This window comes from Clostridium amylolyticum, from assembly GCF_900142075.1.
Taxonomy (GTDB): domain Bacteria; phylum Bacillota; class Clostridia; order Clostridiales; family Clostridiaceae; genus Clostridium_AA; species Clostridium_AA amylolyticum.
Genome location: NZ_FQZO01000003.1, coordinates 243,601 through 263,455 on the forward strand (window position 1 = coordinate 243,601; position 19,855 = coordinate 263,455).

16 protein-coding genes are annotated in these 19,855 nt (G+C 30.3%); 12 read left to right on the top strand and 4 right to left on the bottom strand.

The features are described 5' to 3' along the window. Window positions 1-63: 63 nt before the first annotated feature. From BUA82_RS08430 to BUA82_RS08440, 3 genes are all read right to left on the bottom strand, one after another. Window positions 64-798, bottom strand: coding sequence for an amino acid ABC transporter ATP-binding protein (locus tag BUA82_RS08430; RefSeq protein WP_073006590.1), 735 nt, complete (start codon window positions 796-798; stop codon window positions 64-66). Beyond that, on the bottom strand, window positions 788-1,573 hold the full coding sequence (locus BUA82_RS08435) for an amino acid ABC transporter permease (RefSeq protein ID WP_143148599.1): 786 nt from the start codon (window positions 1,571-1,573) through the stop codon (window positions 788-790). Before BUA82_RS08435 ends, BUA82_RS08430 begins: the two co-directional genes overlap by 11 nt. 356 nt (window positions 1,574-1,929) lie before the next feature. Further along, window positions 1,930-2,763 (bottom strand): transporter substrate-binding domain-containing protein, encoded by an 834-nt coding sequence (locus BUA82_RS08440; protein ID WP_073006593.1) that lies wholly within the window; start codon window positions 2,761-2,763, stop codon window positions 1,930-1,932. Between the two features lie 528 nt (window positions 2,764-3,291). Here BUA82_RS08440 and BUA82_RS08445 point away from each other — a divergent pair. The 11 genes from BUA82_RS08445 to BUA82_RS08495 all read left to right on the top strand — a co-directional run bounded on the left by BUA82_RS08445 (window position 3,292) and on the right by BUA82_RS08495 (window position 17,186). Next, window positions 3,292-4,239, top strand: coding sequence for an AEC family transporter (locus BUA82_RS08445; RefSeq protein WP_073006596.1), 948 nt, complete (start codon window positions 3,292-3,294; stop codon window positions 4,237-4,239). Between the two features lie 106 nt (window positions 4,240-4,345). Continuing rightward, window positions 4,346-4,906, top strand: a complete 561-nt coding sequence (locus BUA82_RS08450; protein WP_073006599.1) for a methyltransferase — start codon at window positions 4,346-4,348, stop codon at window positions 4,904-4,906. A 53-nt stretch (window positions 4,907-4,959) separates the two neighbouring features. Next, window positions 4,960-6,531, top strand: coding sequence for a GH3 family acyl-acid amido synthetase (locus BUA82_RS08455; RefSeq protein WP_073006601.1), 1,572 nt, complete (start codon window positions 4,960-4,962; stop codon window positions 6,529-6,531). A gap of 24 nt (window positions 6,532-6,555) precedes the next feature. Next, the gene (locus BUA82_RS08460) at window positions 6,556-9,054 is read left to right on the top strand and encodes a diguanylate cyclase (protein ID WP_073006604.1); all 2,499 of its coding nucleotides are present in this window, start codon (window positions 6,556-6,558) and stop codon (window positions 9,052-9,054) included. Between the two features lie 300 nt (window positions 9,055-9,354). After that, window positions 9,355-10,254: a hypothetical protein gene (locus tag BUA82_RS08465; RefSeq protein WP_073006606.1), complete on the top strand. Its 900-nt coding sequence runs from the start codon at window positions 9,355-9,357 to the stop codon at window positions 10,252-10,254. Between the two features lie 154 nt (window positions 10,255-10,408). Then, on the top strand, window positions 10,409-11,278 hold the full coding sequence (gene galU, locus BUA82_RS08470) for a UTP--glucose-1-phosphate uridylyltransferase GalU (protein ID WP_073006608.1): 870 nt from the start codon (window positions 10,409-10,411) through the stop codon (window positions 11,276-11,278). A 300-nt stretch (window positions 11,279-11,578) separates the two neighbouring features. Continuing rightward, window positions 11,579-12,271: a sugar phosphate nucleotidyltransferase gene (locus BUA82_RS08475; RefSeq protein WP_073006610.1), complete on the top strand. Its 693-nt coding sequence runs from the start codon at window positions 11,579-11,581 to the stop codon at window positions 12,269-12,271. Between the two features lie 37 nt (window positions 12,272-12,308). Further along, window positions 12,309-13,343 carry a putative 2-aminoethylphosphonate ABC transporter substrate-binding protein gene (locus BUA82_RS08480; RefSeq protein WP_073006612.1) on the top strand — a complete coding sequence of 345 codons (1,035 nt, stop codon included), beginning with the start codon at window positions 12,309-12,311 and terminating at the stop codon, window positions 13,341-13,343. A gap of 16 nt (window positions 13,344-13,359) precedes the next feature. Next, window positions 13,360-14,340 (top strand): ABC transporter ATP-binding protein, encoded by a 981-nt coding sequence (locus BUA82_RS08485; RefSeq protein ID WP_073006614.1) that lies wholly within the window; start codon window positions 13,360-13,362, stop codon window positions 14,338-14,340. 3 nt (window positions 14,341-14,343) lie between these two features. Then, window positions 14,344-16,035, top strand: coding sequence for a putative 2-aminoethylphosphonate ABC transporter permease subunit (locus BUA82_RS08490; protein ID WP_073006615.1), 1,692 nt, complete (start codon window positions 14,344-14,346; stop codon window positions 16,033-16,035). Between the two features lie 170 nt (window positions 16,036-16,205). Continuing rightward, window positions 16,206-17,186 (top strand): LCP family protein, encoded by a 981-nt coding sequence (locus tag BUA82_RS08495; RefSeq protein WP_073006616.1) that lies wholly within the window; start codon window positions 16,206-16,208, stop codon window positions 17,184-17,186. A gap of 43 nt (window positions 17,187-17,229) precedes the next feature. On the opposite strand, the gene BUA82_RS08500 is transcribed toward BUA82_RS08495, so the two are convergent. Further along, window positions 17,230-19,302, bottom strand: coding sequence for a methyl-accepting chemotaxis protein (locus tag BUA82_RS08500; RefSeq protein WP_073006617.1), 2,073 nt, complete (start codon window positions 19,300-19,302; stop codon window positions 17,230-17,232). Window positions 19,303-19,462: 160 nt separating this feature from the next. Between BUA82_RS08500 and BUA82_RS08505 the strand changes: the two genes are divergently transcribed. After that, the gene (locus tag BUA82_RS08505; RefSeq protein WP_073006618.1) at window positions 19,463-19,813 is read left to right on the top strand and encodes a single-stranded DNA-binding protein; all 351 of its coding nucleotides are present in this window, start codon (window positions 19,463-19,465) and stop codon (window positions 19,811-19,813) included. Window positions 19,814-19,855: the final 42 nt, after the last annotated feature.

Sequence of the window (19,855 nt, forward strand, 5' to 3'; positions counted from 1 at the left end):
ATGTAAGCACCCCTGGGGTAATGGAAAATTTTTACATTATCCCAAGGGTGCTTACATTATATATTAGTTCCATTCTAGAATTTTTTCTAGGAATCCTTTTAATTCATTGGTTTTGGGGTTTTTAAATATTTGGCTGCTTTCGCCAAACTCAAGTATTCTACCTTCTGATAAGAACACTACGCTATCACAAGCTTGTCTAGCAAATCCCATTTCGTGAGTTACTATAATTATGTCTTTTTTTTGCTTTTCAAGGTCTTGAATGGAGTTTAGAACTTCAGAGGTTATTTCAGGATCTAAAGCCGAAGTTGGCTCATCAAAAAGAAAAAATTCGGCATTCAAAGCTAGAGCCCTAGCTATGGCCACCCTCTGTTGCTGCCCACCGGAAAGTTCATGAGGCTTTTTAAATTTATGTTCTGAGAGTTGAAACTTTTTCAAAAGCTCAGAAGCATTATGTTCAGCTTGCTGCTTATGTAGAGAATGAACCTTAACTAGGGGTAGTGTTATGTTGTCTAAAGCATTTAAATGAGGAAATAGGTTATAAGCTTGAAACACTACTCCTATTCTTTTTCTGTATTCCACCAAGAAGTCCTCATCAAATTCTATTTTTTTATCATTAATATATATTTCTCCGCTGTCAGGAATTATAAGTCCTGCTAAAATTCTAAGGAGAGTAGACTTTCCTCCTCCTGAAGGTCCTATAACCGCTAAGGAGTTGAAGTTATCAATGTCTAAATTTATATTATTTAATACAATTTTTTTTCCGTAGGACTTAGTGAGATTCCTTATTTTAATTTTCATAGCTGAATCTCCTTTCTAGCTTTCTGGATATATATGAAACAGGAATGGTCATAATCATGTAAAGTAAAGCCAATAGTACATAATTCTCTATAGTTGCAAAGTTTATGGAATCTACTTCTTGTACATTTTTAGTAAGCTCACTTACAGCTATAACTGAAAGTAAGGATGAGTCTTTTATAAGAGAAACAAGTTGTCCAGCCAAAGGAGGCAAAATTCTCTTTATAACTTGAGGAAAGATAATATAAACATATCTTTGAAAAACAGTAAATCCTAAACTTCTAGCAGTTTCAATTTGATTTTTATCAATGCTTTCAATGCCAGCTCTTATAATTTCACTTATATAAGCGCCAGAAAATAAGGATAATATTAATATGCCCATAAAATATCTATTATCCACTTTAAAGGCAGTGGCTATAATGTAGTAGAATACAAAAATTTGTACTAAAAGAGGAGTGCTTCTAATGGCTTCTACATACACCTTAGAAAGATAGTGAAGAGGTAAGAATTTGGATCTAGAAGATAAAGCTGAAATCATACCTATGATGAAACTAAATATAAGTGAAAAAAAGCTTATAACTAATGTCATCCAAAATCCAGATATGAATCTATATTTATATTGCAGTATACTTTCCCATCTTTGAGGATAGCCTGTCTTATTTAGTGAATAAATAAAAATTCCTACACCTAATAATAATATAAATACTATATTCACCATTTTAACTGGTAAAGAAACATCTTCATCATCTCGTTTAAAAAATAATTTTGACATTTTCATATTGTGTCAATCCTTTCAAAATAAAATCAATAATATTAATAGTAAAATAAATATTACAGATTGTGTTAAAAACAATAAAATTATTAGTGAATGTTGTTTCCAAACACTTTTAAGTAATGGAGCAACATTCACCTTGGATAAGTAATAAGTAAGAGTGAATAGGTAAGAAGTATAAGTGAAGGGTTAGTACAATTTGGTATAAAAAATGAGTAGTAACAAGTTGACTAAGCAATCCATAAACTTTTCTATTTTTATCATTAAATATTGTAAATTAATTATAAAAAACTCCCTGAGTTTTATCCTCATCTCTTCACTCTTACTTCTTACCTCTTATCTTATAATTTAATAGCAATTTTTTAATCGAAGAAGAAAGGTATTCCCATTTCTTTAAAGGTTTCTTTTTCATCCTTTAAGTGCTTGTCCGCAAGTTTGTCGAAACCACCTTTGGATTTAAAGTCATCTATAAAAGCATTGATCTTTTCTTTAAGCTCAGGGTTTTCTTTTCTCATTCCTATACCCCATTCTTGAGACTTGTCCTCAAAAGGCTGCAAATTAACTTTTGTAGCTTGAGGATACTGTTTCCAATTCTTGTGAACAGTTAGCTGATCATATATAAATGCATCGGCTTTTCCTTGTACAACTTCTAGGACACAGGCACTTTCCTTATCAAAAACCATTATTTCAGCATTTTTTAAGTTTGCCTCAGCATATGAATGGCCAGTAGTACCCTTCTTTACAGCAACTTTCCTTCCTTTAACATTTAAGTCCTGAATGCTATTTACAGGAGAATTCTTATTTATTAAAAGAGCAAGATTAATCCTTGCATAAGGCTTAGAAAAGTCTATGGATTTAAGTCTTTCTTCAGTAATGCTCATAGAAGAAATTATAAGATCTATCTTTTTTGTTTGAAGAGCAGGTATCAAGCCGTTAAAAGCCATATTTTCAATTTTAACTTTCTTTCCAAGATACTTTCCAAGCTCTTCAGACATTTCTACGCTAAGACCGGTTGGATTTCCTTTTTCATCAGTAGTTTCAAAAGGAGGATATGCTAGTTCCATTCCTATGACCAATTCCTCTTTATCTCCGTCTCCCTTGGAGGGTACAGGCTTATTATTACTTGCGCAGCCTGCCATTATGAATACCACCATTAATATAGAAGCAAATAAATATAATATTTTTGTTTTTTTCATTTTATCACCTTCATCTAATAATTATTATTAATAAACATTTATCATTATATAAAGCATTATATCATACACTTATTTTATTTTGAATAGTATAAAGACACTAAAGTTAAAGATGCATATAAATATACACAGATATATTTAACTAAAACATCACAAATACATTGAACTAAAATGCTACAAATAATTGAAATGAAAATATTACAAATAGTATTCAATAATAATATTTGTAAATTTCTATATAAATAAGGAGTGTAAAGTTATTATGTGGAATAATATGCATTAAAAGTAAATAAGGGGTAATATACCATAAAATAACTTTTCAAAAAATGATTTATATCTCTTGTCAACGTTGACACTCACCATGGGATATTATAAAATTTTATTACAGATGCCACAGGAATATTTGTAAAGAATAATTTGAATATAAGTTCTTATAAAATAACCAATGAAGCTAAAATAAGAGGGTTAAATACTTAGAAGACTTAAGGTTTGTGGAAATATATAGGATTGTGGTATAAAGGGGGATTTAAAGTGATTATAGATGCACTTCAAAGTGTACTTACAATATTTTTAATGACTGGGGTAGGATTTTATTTTGCTAAAAAACAGTGGTTTGATGAAAAAACAGGAAAACTTTTTTCAAAACTTGTAGTAAAGGTTTCTTTACCTGCATTTATGTTAGCTAATCTTACCGCAAGTTTTAATAAACAATCTTTAAGTAGTGCTTTTACTGGAATTGTAGCAGCCTTTATCACTATGGTGATATCTTATATAGCAGGATATTTTGTAGCTAAACTTTTAAAGGTACCGGAGAATAGAAGAGGACTTTTTAGTGCATTGTTTGGACTTTCCAACACTATATTTGTTGGATTGCCAGTTAACAATGCACTTTTTGGTGTAGAAAGCACTCAATATGTACTGCTATATTATATAACAAATACTTTTTTCTTTTGGACTTTTGGAGTATATGGCATTAAAAAGGATAGTGGGAAAATAAACTCATCATTTTTTTCCAAGGAATCTTTAAAAAATATTATAACTCCACCTATAATAACCTTTTTTATTTCTGTAACTTTAGTAATGCTGGGAGTAAAGCTACCTAAATTCTTTCTATCCGCATGCACGTACATAGGTAACCTTACAACTCCATTATCCATATTTTTTATAGGAATTACCCTAAGCAATCTTAGTATAAAAGACCTTAAGTTTGATAAAGAAAACATAGTAGTTATTATTGGTAGGTTTATTTTATCTCCATTAATAATATTTCTTTTATTAAGGAATATAAATATGCCTTTGCTAATGAAAAAGGTGTTTATCTTGGAAGCAGCAATGCCTGCTATGACTCAAGCTGCTATAGTAACAGAAGCTTATGGAGGAGATTATAAAAGCGCTGCAGTAACTTGCACCTTGACTACAGCTTTAAGTCTTGTGGTTATTCCAATTTATATGATATTATTTGCTATGTTTTTAGCTTAACCAAGTAAACTTAAGTAAGTTTAAGGGGGAATTTCCCAAGTAAAAATTGACTTATATTCCATTTTAATGTAATAATAAAACAATGGTATAGAAAGAAGGTGATATTATGACATATGTATTATTGGGGGCGGTTTCTTTTGTGTTTTTTTACCTTTTCGATGTATTTAACATTAAAGGAAAATCTTTGCTAAAAGTTAGCTTTGCTATAATTGGATTAATAACTTTTATATATAGTTCATATAAAATTGCTTTTCTAGGAAGCAGCATATCCTTTCATAAAGGTATTAGATTAATTTCAGCTCTATTATTTCTAATATCTCTATTTCTTTTATTTTATTCTTTATTTTTAGAGTTACCTTTTAAAAAAACCTATGGAGAAAAGGATTATAATAATGGACTAATAACTACAGGAACATATGCCTTATGCAGGCACCCTGGCGTTTTATGGTTCTTTTTTATGTTTATTTTTCTTTTCTTTTATACAGGGTCCGCTTTGCTACTTATGGCAGGATTAATATGGACGAGCTTGGATGTACTTTATGTATATCTTCAAGAAAAATATTTTTTTCAAGATATGTTTAAAGATTACAAAAAATATAAAAAAACTACACCTATGCTTATACCTAATTTAGAAAGCATTAAACGATGTTTTAAAACTATTAAGTGACTTAGAGTATAAATAAAATTTAATTCAATGTAAAGGGGAATAGGAGGATAAATATGACTTTAAGTGAGATGCTAAAGAATGAAGATTACTCTAAAATATGGAGTAAGTATTGTGGTTTTCTTGATTTAACCATAGATGAAGTTATGGAAATTCAAGAAAGATTACTAATGGAACAAATTGAACTTTTGTCAAAGAGTGAAATTGGTGAAAAGATCATGGGAAAAGGAGTGAAACCTAAGAGTATAAAAGAGTTTCGTGAGAAAGTTCCTTTAACTAGTTACGAAGATTATGCGGATATATTATTAAATAAAGAAGAAGATAAACTTCCTGCTAAGACTATGTATTGGATTCAAACTACTTGGAGAGGTGGTAGTCATCCTATTAAATTAGCACCATACTCAGAAAGTATAGTGCAAGAGCATACTAAGTGTGTGTTAGCAAGCTTAATATTATCTACCAGTGAAAAAAAAGGGCATTTTACTTTAAGAGAACTGGATAAGTTTCTTTATGGAATGGCTCCTCTACCTTATTTAACAGGATTACTTCCTTATATAGTTGGTAATGAGATAGAATTTGATTATTTGCCACCTTTAGATAAAGCAGAAGACATGACCTTTGAGGAAAGAAATATAAATGGTTTTAAAATTGGAATGGAAAGTGGCATTGATCTATTTTTTGGGCTTTCTAGCGTTTTGGTTAGAATAGGGGAGAGCTTTGTCAAAGGACAAGAAGGTAGTAAAAATAAAAATAACTTTAAACCTAAAACCCTCCATATGTGGTATAAGGTTATTAAAGCATTTATTAAGAGTAAAATAAATAAAACCCCTATACTTCCAAAAGATATTTGGGATTTAAAAGGTATACTATGTGGAGGTACGGATACCAGGAGATTTGTAAAACAAATTGAATACTATTGGGGCAAAAAGCCAAGGGAGGTTTACGGAGGAACGGAGCTTACTGTGGTAGCCACTGAAACTTGGGGTGATAAAGGACTTACATTTTTTCCAGATGTTAATTTCCTTGAGTTTATACCAGAAAAGGAATCTGTAAAAAATTTAAATGACAAGAGCTATATCCCTACTACAGTGTTATTAAATGAAATAAAGCCGGGAGAAAGATATGAACTGGTTACTACAAAATTTAAAGGAGGCTCTTTTGTAAGATACCGAGTGGGTGATATAATAGAATGTACTGCTACTGATAATTTTGAATATGGAATTTATATACCGCAAGTACGTTATGTAGATAGAATAAGCAATATTATTGATTTGGCTGGGTTTACTAGATTAACTACAGATACTATTGAAAAAGCTTTTGAGCTTGGAGAAATACCCGTACAAGATTGGGTAGCAGCTAAAGAGTATGTTAATGAAGAACCAATATTACATATTTATTATGAATTAAATCAAAAGAATATACCACACCACTTAATCAAGGATAAAATCAGCACTGCACTTAAAGAAGTAGATCATGATTATAAAGACATAGAAATTCTTCTACATAGAGATCCGCTGGTGCTAACCAGTATTCCACAAGGGAAATTTAAAAATGTTAAAGAAGAATTTAAAATACCTTTCAGTAAAATTAATCCAGGTGATGAAGTTATTAAAAAAATACTATCCTAAAAGTGGTAATTTTGGGGTGATTAAATGAATTTATCATTATTGAATGTGATTATACCTGCTATAGCTTTAATATGCTATTTATTTCTAATGCTTGTATTTTTTTATTCAAAAAAGAATAAAATAAGAAAACTTTATAGTGTATATTTAGTATTTATGTCTATATGGTCTCTAGGATCACTTTTTATGAGGTTGAATGTTTCTCCTGGAGCTTTATTTTGGAATAGAGTATTATGTACTGGTATTATTGCCATACCTATACTTTTTTACCATTTCTCCTTATTATATACAGAAAGTACTAAGGGATATGGACTTTTAAAGTTAGGCTATTTATTATCAATAGTATTATTTGCACTGAATATTCAGGGGTATATAGTTAAAACAGCCTATATATGGGATAAAAGATTGGTTTATGAAATGGGGGCAGCATCGCCTTTTCTTGCTTTATGGGGAGTTGCCTATATGTTTCTAGCCATATTTAATATTGTTTACCAGATAAAAATTAAAAAGATCTTCATAGACAAAGTGAAATTTATACTTTTTGGTATGATATTTTCATTGTTAGGAACCCTTTTAAATTTTCAATCTAATATAGGTCAGTATCCTGTAGATATAGCTGTAAATACAGTTAATGCAATACTTATAGCATATTCAATATATAGATATAGATTTTTAGGAACAAGACTAATAATCAGAAAAACCATTCAAACCTTAAGTTCAGTAATCATTCAGACTGCTTTATATTTTGTGATATTTTATTTAATAGATAAGATTATTAAAGATAGCTATTTTTATGTTGCCATGATTTCTGCATTAATTATGAGTGTAATAAATGCAGTTATTGCCCATTATTTTAGAGAAATAATTAGATATATGATAGATAGCCTATTTTATAAAGATAGGATAGATCAAAGGAAAGCATTAAGAGAATTTAGTGAAAATATAAATAGTAATTTAGAGATAAAAGATATAACAAGCCATCTTATAAAAGTCATACATGATACTATACAATCTGAAAATATATATATTTATTTGAACTTGGAAGACGGAGAAAATTTCACTCTAGTGAGACATTTGGAATATTTAGAAAGTTTTAAAGAAATTTCTATGAATAAAAATAATCCCATAGCAAAGTGGTTTGAGTACAATAATTTACTTACCATAGAAGAAATCAATGATAATTCATATTTTAAAGGTCTTTGGTCCATGGAAAAAAATATGCTTAACACCATGGGTGCAGATGTTTTGGTACCAATAAAGCTTAGGGATAGTCTCATAGGTATAATAATAATCACTGAAAAAGTAGATGGTACTAAGTATCAAAAAGATGACATGGATATTTTGCTTACCATAGCAAATGGTACTGCTGCTGTTATAGAAAATGCAAGAAATTACTCTAAAGCTAAAGTGCAAGCTATTACAGATGGACTTACTGAATTATATAATCATAGGCATTTTTACGAATGTTTAGAGGATGTTATATTTAATAATAGGTATGAAAAATTTTCTGTGGTAATGTTAGATGTTGACTATTTTAAATTTTATAATGATTTATATGGTCATTCTGCTGGAGATAAGGCTTTAAAGAAAATTGCGGATATATTAAAATTAAATATTGGCAGCAAGGGAATTTTAGCCAGGTATGGAGGAGAGGAATTCTCTTTAATTTTACCAAACTTATCTGCTAAGGAGACTTATGAGATTATAGATAAAGTTAGATTAGATATACAAAGTTCCTTTAATAAAACCAATGAAGTGAATGCATTTTTAACCATTAGCGCAGGAATATCAAATTATCCAGAAAATACAACTAACAAAGAAATACTTTTAGAAGAAGCAGACAAGGCTATGTATTATGCAAAAAGAAATGGAAGAAATAGATGCATAATATATGATGAGAAAATAGAAGATAGAGATGTTAAAAAAGATGGTGAAGATATATTGTTTTCATCAGTATACGCTTTAGCTGCCGCTATTGATGCAAAAGATCATTATACCTTTGGACATTCTGAAAATGTATCAAAATATGGAGTTATGCTAGGAAAGGCAGTAGGCTTTAACGATGAGCAGTTAGATATAATGCGTAATGCTGGTTTGCTCCATGACGTGGGAAAGATAGGGGTACCAGAAAGTATACTTACAAAACCGGGTAAGCTTACTGCAGAAGAATATGAAACAATGAAAAAGCATGTAGAGCTTTCTGTAGATATATTCAAGCACATACCGAACCTAATAAAAGTAATACCAGCGGTGATATGCCATCATGAAAGATATGATGGCAAAGGATATCCTAGAGGTATAAAAGGTATTAATATACCTATTGAAGGACGATGCTTAACTATAGTGGACTCTTTTGATGCTATGATATCACGTAGGCCTTATAAAAAGCCATTGTCATTAGAACAAGCCACTAATGAATTAAGAGCAAACAAAGGTACACAATTTGATCCAATGTTAACGGATATTTTCATTGAAGTTATAGAAAAAAATAAAAGTATATTTTTAAAGGATGTTATAATACAATGAGTTTAATTGTTAATAATAAATGAACTAATTATTAACTAATTATAAAATTAAGTTTTATTTATTATATAATCATATAATTTGTGTGTAATTTGGATGTAATTTGGTAAATGTCGAAAAATACTTATCATTTAGAAGAAATATCAAAATATTACGACAATATTAGACAAAGATATTCGCCTACAAGGTATATAATGAATATACTGAGAGAGTTAATTTATTTCTAGGAAGATCAATACTCAAATTAATAATTATTTTTATGGTTATTATACATAAGAATAATTTGTTGTAGGGGTGTAAAACTTGTCAAATAAGTCAAATGAAGCTGGAGTTAATTTTAAATATCAGTTAAAAGCAGGCATAATCATCTTCCTTATAGCTACTTTTACTATAGTATTTCAGTATCTTATGTTTTCAAAGGGAATATGGAATCCAATAGAGGATACGCTTTATATAAATTCAGCTAACAATATAGATGTTTTTGTAGACGAAAGTTTAAACTTAGGTATATCAAGAAAAGTAATACCTTTTTATGCTAAAGCTGGTGAACTAAAATGGCAAATAGAAGATTCTAATATAATATCCTTTAATGATAAGGGAATATTAGTAGCTTTAAATGTAGGCCAAACAAAGCTTTGGGTAAAATCATCTAAAGTGGAAAAAGATATAAAAGTTATGGTGAAGCCTATAATTAACATAATTCAACCTGAGACTAAAGTTAAGTTAAAAGTAGGGGAAGAATATAAGTTAAATACAAAAATCGATATATATCCAAAGAACGCTGAAATGCCCATAATAAAATATGAGTTAGAACCTTCAAACAATGTTATTGAAATATCGACACAAGGCGTAATTAAAGCCCTGAATCCTGGAGAAACAGATGTATTAATATCTAGTGGCGATAAGAAATCTTTGGTGAATGTTTCAGTTAATCCAGAAATAATCGTTAAAAATTTTACAGTGGATTATCCAGAAAAAACTGTATTTGTAGGAGATAAGTTTAATCTCAAATATAATATAGAGATAGAACCTAAAGGAGCAAAGGCACCTCCCATCAATTATAAGATAATAAATTCTATAGTACGTTTGGAGATAATGGAGGATGGAAGTATAAAAGCCTTATCGCCAGGAAGAAATGTGGTGGAAGTAAGTTGTGGAGATAAGATACTTTTTGTAAAGGTGAATGTAAAGGCTAATGCTTAGTATATATAATAAAGCAGTGATGATTCATTGCTTTATTATTTTGCCTTATAACATGAAGAATAATTTAAATATATTAAAAAGTAAAAATATACAATAATTTATGAAGAAATGGGTTATAATAGGAGTGTATAATTATAGTTAGGGGGAACGTATTATGAGAGTAAAAAAAGCTATAATACCCGCAGCGGGACTTGGAACCAGATTTTTGCCAGCCACAAAATCCCAACCTAAAGAAATGCTTCCCATAGTAGATAAGCCTACTATTCAATATATAGTGGAGGAAGCGGTGGCTTCAGGTATTGAGCAAATATTAATAATCACAGGAAGAAATAAAAAGTCTATAGAAGATCATTTTGATAAATCTGTAGAATTAGAAAAAGAATTAGAAGAGAAAAATAAACAAGAGCTTTTAGAGTTGGTAAGAGGAATTTCATCCTTGGCTGAAGTGTACTACATAAGGCAAAAAGAGCCTAAAGGACTTGGTCATGCAATTTATTGTGCAAAGACCTTTGTAGGCAACGAACCTTTTGCTGTAATGCTGGGAGATGACATAGTTGATAGTAAAACACCTTGCTTAAAGCAACTATTAGATTGTTATGGAGAATATAAAACTAGTATCTTAGGGGTACAGCCTGTACCAGAAGAAGATGTATGTAAGTATGGAATAGTTACTCCGCTGCGCATAGAAGAAAATGTATATAAGGTTAAAGGATTAGTTGAAAAACCAAAAGTTGCAGATTCACCATCTAATATAGCGATACTTGGAAGGTATATAATAACTCCAAAGATATTTGATGTATTGGAGCATACAGAACCAGGGGTTAATGGAGAAATCCAGCTTACAGATGCGCTAAAGCTATTGATGAGAGATGAAGCTATATATGCATATTCCTTTGAAGGAAGAAGGTATGATGTAGGAGATAAGTTAGGTTATCTTGAAGCCACAGTAGATTTTGCATTAAAAAGACCAGAGCTACGAGAAGGATTTATGAATTATTTAAAAAATACAATTGTAAAAGAATAATATAAACACCTCAGAATGGAGTGATTTTATTTCCATGCTGAGGTGTTTATATTTTGTTTAAAATTATTTAAAGAATGCTTGAATGTAATATTTGGAAATGGTAAAATGTTATTAAGTTCAAATAATGAACTGATTCTAAGAAGACAATGAAATAAAAGAAGTCATATTATAGAAATTATAAATGGAAAGTTGGAGTAACTTAGATAGACATCCTATCTAAAATAGAAGAATCCTTAATTATTAATATCTTTTTATAGATATTAAAAGGTAGTATTTAATTAAACATAATGGAGGCATAAAATGAGAGCAATTATTATGGCGGCAGGGATGGGTACAAGGCTTAGGCCTCTTACGGATAACTGCCCTAAATCACTAGTTAAAGTGGCTGGACAACCAATTATGGAAAGGCAGATAGAGTTTTTAAGGGAAAAAGGTATTGAAGATATTATAATTGTTACGGGATATATGGCCGATAAGTTTCAATATTTAAAGGAAAAGTATGGAGTTAATCTTATCTATAATGATAAATATAATGTTTATAATAATATATACACTATGTATCTTGTAAGGGATTATCTAAAAAATTCTTATGTAACAGAAGCGGACGTTTATATGACAAAAAATTTTTTTAAAAATGATCTAGAATATTCTACATATTTCTCAGGTATTAAAGAAGATTTTAAATCTGAGTGGAAGTTTCATTTCGATAAAAAGGAAAGAATTAATGATATTGAAGTAGGGGATGGTACTGATTATATAATGTGTGGCATATCTTATTGGACAGAAAAAGATGGTAAAATAATTAAAAAGGCCTTAGAAGATGCTGTGCAAAATGAGAATTTTAATAAGTTATATTGGGATGATGTGGTAAATAAATGCCTTAAAGAAGCAGAAGTTTATATAACCAAAATAGATTCTAATGATTGGTTTGAGATAGATTCTGTAAAGGATTTGTTAAAAGCTGAGGAATATTTAAAAACTTTTCAGTGGTAAAGAATTTTAAAAAGTTAAAGGGATAAGGAGATTAATTATGAATTTAAAAAAGATTTCTGCATTAGGTTTAAGTGCACTATTAGCTTTCTCTGCAGTGGGATGTGGCAGTAATAAGTCATCAAAAGAAAAGGAGATAACTGTGTATACATCCATTGAAAGTGAGTATATACCAGCGTATATTGAGCTTTTTAATAAAAAGCATCCTGATATAAAGCTAAATATTATTAGAGATTCTACGGGAGTAATAACAGCAAAACTTCTAGCAGAAAAGGATAATCCTCAAGCAGATGTAATATGGGGATTAGCAGCATCAAGCTGCCTTATATTAGATGATGAACAGGTATTAGCTGAATATAAGCCAAAAGGCATTGAGAAGATAGATAAAAGATTTATTGATACTAAAAATTCTACACCTCATTGGGTAGGAACTTCATTATGGTTCGGAGTAATATCTGCTAATATAGAAGAAGGAAAGACTAAAAATATTACTGCACCTGAATCTTTTGCGGATTTAATAAAGCCTGAATATAAAGGTCAGATAGTTATGCCTAATCCAGGATCATCAGGTACAGGGTATCTATTAGTATCTTCTTGGATTAGGTCAATGGGGGAAGAAAGTGCTTGGAAATTTATGGACGATATCCACAAAAATATGAAATCTTATGTGCATTCTGGAAGTGCTCCTACTAAATCTACAGCTACTGGTGAACAATTTTTAGGTTTAGGTATGGATTTTGAAAGCCTAAAGCTGCAGAAAAATAATCCTCAGCTTAAAACTATATTTACAAAAGAGGATTTTGGATGGGATTCTGAGGTTAACGCTTTGGTAAATAAAAAGGAAATAAAAGATGATTCAAAAATATTTTTAGATTGGGCTATATCACCAGAAGCTATGGAAGCCTATTCTATTAATAGAGGTCTAATAACTCAAGAAGGGGTTAATTCCAAGGTAGAAGGATATCCTGAAAATGTTAAGGATAGGCTTATAAAGTTAGATTTAAGTTGGATGGCTGAAAACAGGACTAGAATAATAAATGAGTGGACTAAGAGGTACGGTTCATCCAGTAAATAATGGGGTGTTAATAGTTATGAGTTATCTTGAAATAAAGAATATCACAAAGAGTTTTGGAAAATTTAATGCAATTAAAAATATAAATCTTCAAGTAAATAAAGGAGAGTTTGTTTGTTTTCTTGGTCCATCAGGCTGTGGTAAGACAACCCTTTTAAGGATAATTTGTGGCTTAGAGAATGCAGATGAAGGATTTATTATTTTGGAAGGTAAAGATATATCAAATATTGAAGCTTCACGAAGAAATATGGGAATAGTATTTCAAAACTATGTTTTGTTTCCGAACATGACTATAGAAAAAAATATAGCTTATGGTTTAAAAAACAAGAAGTTCTCAAAGAATGCTATTAAGTTAAAGGTGGATGAAGTACTAGAACTTGTGGGACTTATGTCAGAGAAGAATAAATATCCAAATGAATTATCAGGAGGTCAACAGCAGAGAGTAGCATTGGCTAGAGCTATTGCACTTTCTCCTAATATACTTCTTTTAGATGAACCCTTAAGTGCTTTAGATGCTAAGGTAAGAGAATATTTAAGGCGTGAATTAAAGTTCATTCAAAAAAAACTAGGTATAACTACTATAATGGTCACTCATGATCAAGAAGAAGCTCTTACCTTAGCAGATAAAATAGTAGTTATGAAAGACTCAGAAATTGTTCAAGTAGGTACACCTGAAGAGATATATAAAAATCCAATAAATCAATATGCTGCAGATTTTATAGGTAAGGCTAATTTTATTAAGAAGGATAAAGAAACATTTATGGTAAGACCTGAAGAAGTAGAATATTCCATGGAGTGTAAAGATGGGTATGAAAGCTATAAAATTAAAAATATAGAATTTAGAGGACCGTTTTATAGGATTACAGCAGATGGTTATATAAATTCAGAAACATGTGAAATAGCTATAGATATGTTTTCGGCCATTGAGGAAAAATACAAGTTGAAAAAAGGTTCGGATATTTTTATTAATACGTTGAATCTTAAAAAATTGGAGGAATAAAAATTGAAAAGATGGGGAAGTTCTCAAATATCTAAACTTTTATTTCTTCTAATTTCATTAAGTTTTTTATTGGTTTCACTGCTATTTCCTCTAACAGCATTATTTTCAAAGGTATTTTTTACTAATAGAGAATTTGTAGGATTAAAAAATTTTCAAAGATATTTTTCTACTCCAGGGGTATCTACCTCAGTAAATCATAGCTTTTTTATTGCTTTTACTACGAGTATAATTGTAATATTTATAGCCTTTTGGTATGTATATGCTATAGAAAGAAGCGGAATAAAGGGTAAAAAAATATATAAGTGGATAGCTTTGCTCCCACTTTTTGCACCTACCATGACTCATGGTATAGCTTTAATATATCTTTTTGGATCTAAGGGTATAATAACCTCAGGATTTTTTGGGAAGCTACCTTGGATTGCATTTAATTTTCCATTATATGGTAAGTGGGGGGTGGTTTTTGCAGAAGCTATTTATGTTTTTCCAGCAGTGTACCTTATGCTTTCCATTGCCTTTAAAGGGGTGGATTACAGATTGTACGAAGCAGCAGAGGTTATGAGTACAAGTGACATTAAAAAGTTTTTTACCATAACCTTACCGGGAGTAAAGTATGGAATAATAAGCGCTTTTTTTTCTGCGTTTACCATGGTTTTTACAGACTTTGGGGCTCCGAAGGTGGTGGGAGGAAATTATAATCTTTTAGCTACAGATGTTTTTAAGCAAGTTATAGGACAACAAAATGTTACCTTGGGAGCTACGATAGGAATGCTTTTAATAATACCTTCCATCATAGCCTTTGCAGCGGATAGAGTTATAAGCAAAAGAAATATAGGAGTTGACTCTAAGGCTAGACCTTATATTATTAAGGAGAATAAAGTTAGAGATTTAATTTTTACTATTTTTAATATTATAACTGCTGCGGTTATTTCTGTATTGTTCATAACAATAATATTTGCGGCTTTTGTTAAAAGATGGCCTTATGATTTGAGCTTTACCTTACAATGGTTTAAGATAAAGACTTTAGGAAAGAGTGTAATTGAAATATATAGGGATACTATATTTGTAGCTTTGATTAGTGCTATTTTAGGAACTATAATTACTATAATATCCTCTTATAGCAGCGAAAGAGTAAAAGAATTTAAGTTTTTAAGAGGGGGAGTAAAATTACTTTCCTTGCTTCCACTTGCGTTGCCTGGGTTAGTTGTAGGGTTATCTTTTGTTCTCCACTTTAATAATAAGAGCAACCCTTTAAGTTTTATATATGGTACTTTTGGAATATTAATATTAGCCAACATACTACATTTTTATTCTGTGCCTTTCCTAACATTAACTGGTAATATGCAGCAGTTAGATAGAGAGTATGAAAATCTATCAGAATCTTTAGGAATTCCATGGTATAATGTATTTCTAAAGGTTATACTTCCTATGTCTAAGGTAGCAATTGTTGAAAGCTTTTCATATTTATTTATAAATTCAATGATGACTGTATCTGCTGTAACTTTCTTGTATACCACAAAAACTAAAGTAGCATCAGTGGAGATGATAGATCGTTATGATGCTGGAGATGTTTCTACTGCTGCGGCTATAGCAGTATTAACAATTTTAACAAATATAGTATTCAAGTATATAATAGAAAAGTTAAAAGGACTAAAGCCAGTTTATAGACTCAAACCTTTAACAATTAAGAATAAATAACTAAATATTAGAATATAGTGTATAAAGTAAATAAAATTTAAGAAGTCTCAGATAGAGTTTGATTACTTTTATCTGAGGCTTTTTAATATTATATTTTAATATTATAAAACTTTAATTGGTAGAAAATCGTATATAGTTTGTTATCAAACTTAAAAAGGAAGTGTGCTTTAATGAAAGAAAAGCGGCAAAAAAAGAAAAATAAGTCACTTAAAGCTATAAGTACAATATTTATTATAGTAATGTTATTACTAGGTGTTTTATTAGTAGTAGAAACTTGTTATCTTGGGAAAATAAAAAGTGTGAAATTAAATGAAAGCGATATATCTATAAGTAGTATACCAAAAACCATAGAAAATGATGAAGGAAAAGAAATAAGCAGGAATGAAGTTACCAACATACTCTTACTAGGAGTTGACAATCAGGAAGATGCTTCTGATAGTATTATAGTAATTTCACTTGATGATACAAAAAAACAAATAAAAATGTCATCATTGCTTAGAGATACATATGTTTTTTATGGTGATGATAAAGTAAACAAGCTTAATTATGCATATCATTATGGAAGTGCAGTAAATTCAGTAAAAGTTGTTAATGAAGAGTTCAAATTAGATATAAAGGATTTTGTTAAAATAGATTTTGGAGGACTTGCTAATATTATTGACACTATAGGTGGAGTTGAAGTAGATATTAAACACAATGAAGTTAGCCTTTTAAACTCATATGTGAAAAGTATGTCTAAAGCAGCAGAAATTAGCTACACACCTATATCTAAATCTGGAAAACAAATACTTAATGGACAACAGGCTGTGGCTTATAGCAGAATTAGATATGTAGGTAATTATGATTATGAAAGAACGGAAAGACAAAGAAGGGTGTTAAATGCGGTATTTGATAAGATAAAAAATACACCAATAACAAAATACCCGGATCTAGTATCTAAGCTAGCACCGTATTTGGAAACTAGTTTAAGCAATACTGAAATGTTAAGTCTGTGTTCAAAAGTAATGATGTATGGTAAAAATGGTATTAAAGAAACAAGATGTCCTTATGACGATTTAAAAACAGATTCAGAAATCAAAGGTATTTTCTATTTAAAATGGGACAAAGATAAAAACATCGATAAACTTCATAAGTTTATTTATACCCAGTAAAAAAACTTGCCTAAGGGCAAGCTTTTTACTAATTTAAGTATTCTTATATTCTAAACTTATTAGTGATCTCATCTAACTGCATAACTATATTATTTAAAGCTGCAGAGGTATTTGCTATTTCTTCCATGGATGAAGATTGCTCTTCCATGGAGGCAGAAACTTCTTCTGAAGCAGCAGCAGATTGTTGTGAAATGGAAGAAATATCTTCGAATATGGATAACACTTTATCTTTCTTATCACTTACAGCTTTTACTTTTTCTATAAGAACTTCAATTTCTTTCTCAGTTTCTTCTATAGCTGAAGAAATTTCTTCAAAGGACATTTCAGCGTTATTGACTGAAAGCTTTTCTTCTGACATAGCGTTTTTAGACATATCCATATTATGTTTCATTTCAGAAACGCTATCAACGATACTTTGAACTATTTTACCTATCATTCTGGTAGATTCGGAAGTTTGCTCCGATAGCTTTCTTATTTCTTCTGCTACCACAGAAAAGCCTTTACCAGCTTCTCCTGCTCTGGCTGCTTCAATGGCTGCATTTAATGCAAGAAGATTGGTTTGTTCGGCTATATCATTAATGGCGATTATTATATTATTAATGTTTTGTGAAGCATCTGTGAGCTGTCCAGTGGTTTCAGAAAGTTTATTCACCACTAATTCATTATCCATGGTTCTTTGTTTTAATATATTAATTGCTTCTAAGCCAGTATAACTTTTTTGCTTAGCAGCTCCTGATTGGTTTTTAACTTTATGAGAAGTGCTAACTATTATTTCTACTTCCTTGGAAAGAGAAGAGAGATCTTCTAGTCCTTTAGCAGATTCTTTAGCTTGTTTCATAGCTCCAGTGGCTAACTCCTGTGTGTTTGAAGAAACAATATTTATTGATTCAGAATTTTGTGCTGTTATCTCAGAAAGATTCTTAGAAAAATCAGTTAACTTTTCTGAATTAACTTTTAACAAGGAGACCACTTCTCTCAAATATTGTCTTAAGTGAGATAGAGCAGCAGTCATAGCCCCAATTTCGTCTTTTTGCCTTAAAGCTTTATTGATTTCTTTGGTTTCATAGTTAATAAGGTCAAGATCTGAGGTCTTTCCAAGAACTTCAGTAACAGCTTTTATAGTATCAGACATCCTATTAGCTAAGACTATAGCAGTTGCTGCTGCCACTAAAGTTCCAAGGATTATTAATATTCCTATTATTATAGCTAGCCTTGTAATAGGAGCATATATCTCATTTTCAGGTACAGCTACAACAAAAGTCCATTGATTGGACATCCTAGAAAATGCTAAATTATATTTATTACCCTCCATAGAAGCTGTGGTATCTCCATTAGCATTGGACTTTATATCATCTTCAAGAGTTTTATAATGACCATTTTCTACAGTGCTTAAGCTATCATTAGTACCATATTTATTATGTATTAAGAATTTAAAGGTATCATTTAAAAGAAACCCGTAACCTGACTTATAAAGATTCATGGACTCTATTGAATCTTTAAAATATTTAAGGGTCATATTTACACCGGCTACTCCTATGGCGACTCCATCCTTATGAATAGGGACGCTATAGGTTATTAATTGGAGTTGGGTAGATGAATCGATATAAGGTTCACTCCAATTAGCATTATTATTGTTAATGGTATTATAAAACCACTTTAAATCTTTGTTTTCCGGAGTATATTTATCTAAATCTCTTTCTTTGGTAAATTCAAAGATGCCTTTGTTATCACCATCTTGCATTATGTATTCTTTAACCTCCTTAGTTATAGAAGGATCAAAGATTACAAAGGCCCCTGCAAAGTCTTTATTAGATTCACAATAGTTTGATATTAAGTATCTTATTTCATTTTCATAGGAATTTTTATTTGTAGATAATTTATTTACATCTACAATACTCTCAAGGGTTTTTGATAGTGAGTCTGCGGTGGCTGTGACTTTAATCAGAGTTTTATCAAAATCTTTAGCATTGGCTTCTGCCACACTTTTCATTTTTTCTTGAGATTCAGTTTTTATTGAATTCATACTTATAATTGTACTTGCTACCGCTACAGTAGTGGACACTATAACAGTACAAGCTATAATAGCTATGGTTATTTTGTTGCTTATTTTTTTCATCTTCTCCCCCTACACCGTCCATAATCTCCTATATTATATCATCGTTAAGAAAAAAAATAAATTTACTAATTATAAAGTTGAAACAATTATTTTATAAATATGTATAAAATTTACCATCATGGTTATAATTTTCAATAGAATTATATTGGAGGTATGCAAGATGAATAAAATTGTATTAGTTGGTAGAATGATTAAAGATCCAGAGTTAAGAATATTAGAGGGCAGTGAAAAAGTATTTGCTAGATTTGTTATAGCTGTAGATAGAAACTTTCGCTCTGCTGACGGAGAAAAAAAGGCAGACCTTATACCTGTGACTATTTGGGGAAGAAAAGCTCAGGTAGTATGCGAATATATGAAAAAAGGAAGTCTTATTAGCATAAGCGGAAGACTTAGAACAGGTAGCTATGAAGATGAAGATGGTAAAAAGAGATATATAGCAGAGGTAGTTGCAGAGGACTTTAGATTTGTGAGCTCAAGAAGACCAGAAAAAGAGCAAGCACAAAATGAATAAGGCGTCGTAAAAAAATCAATGCTGGTAATATTACCAGCATTG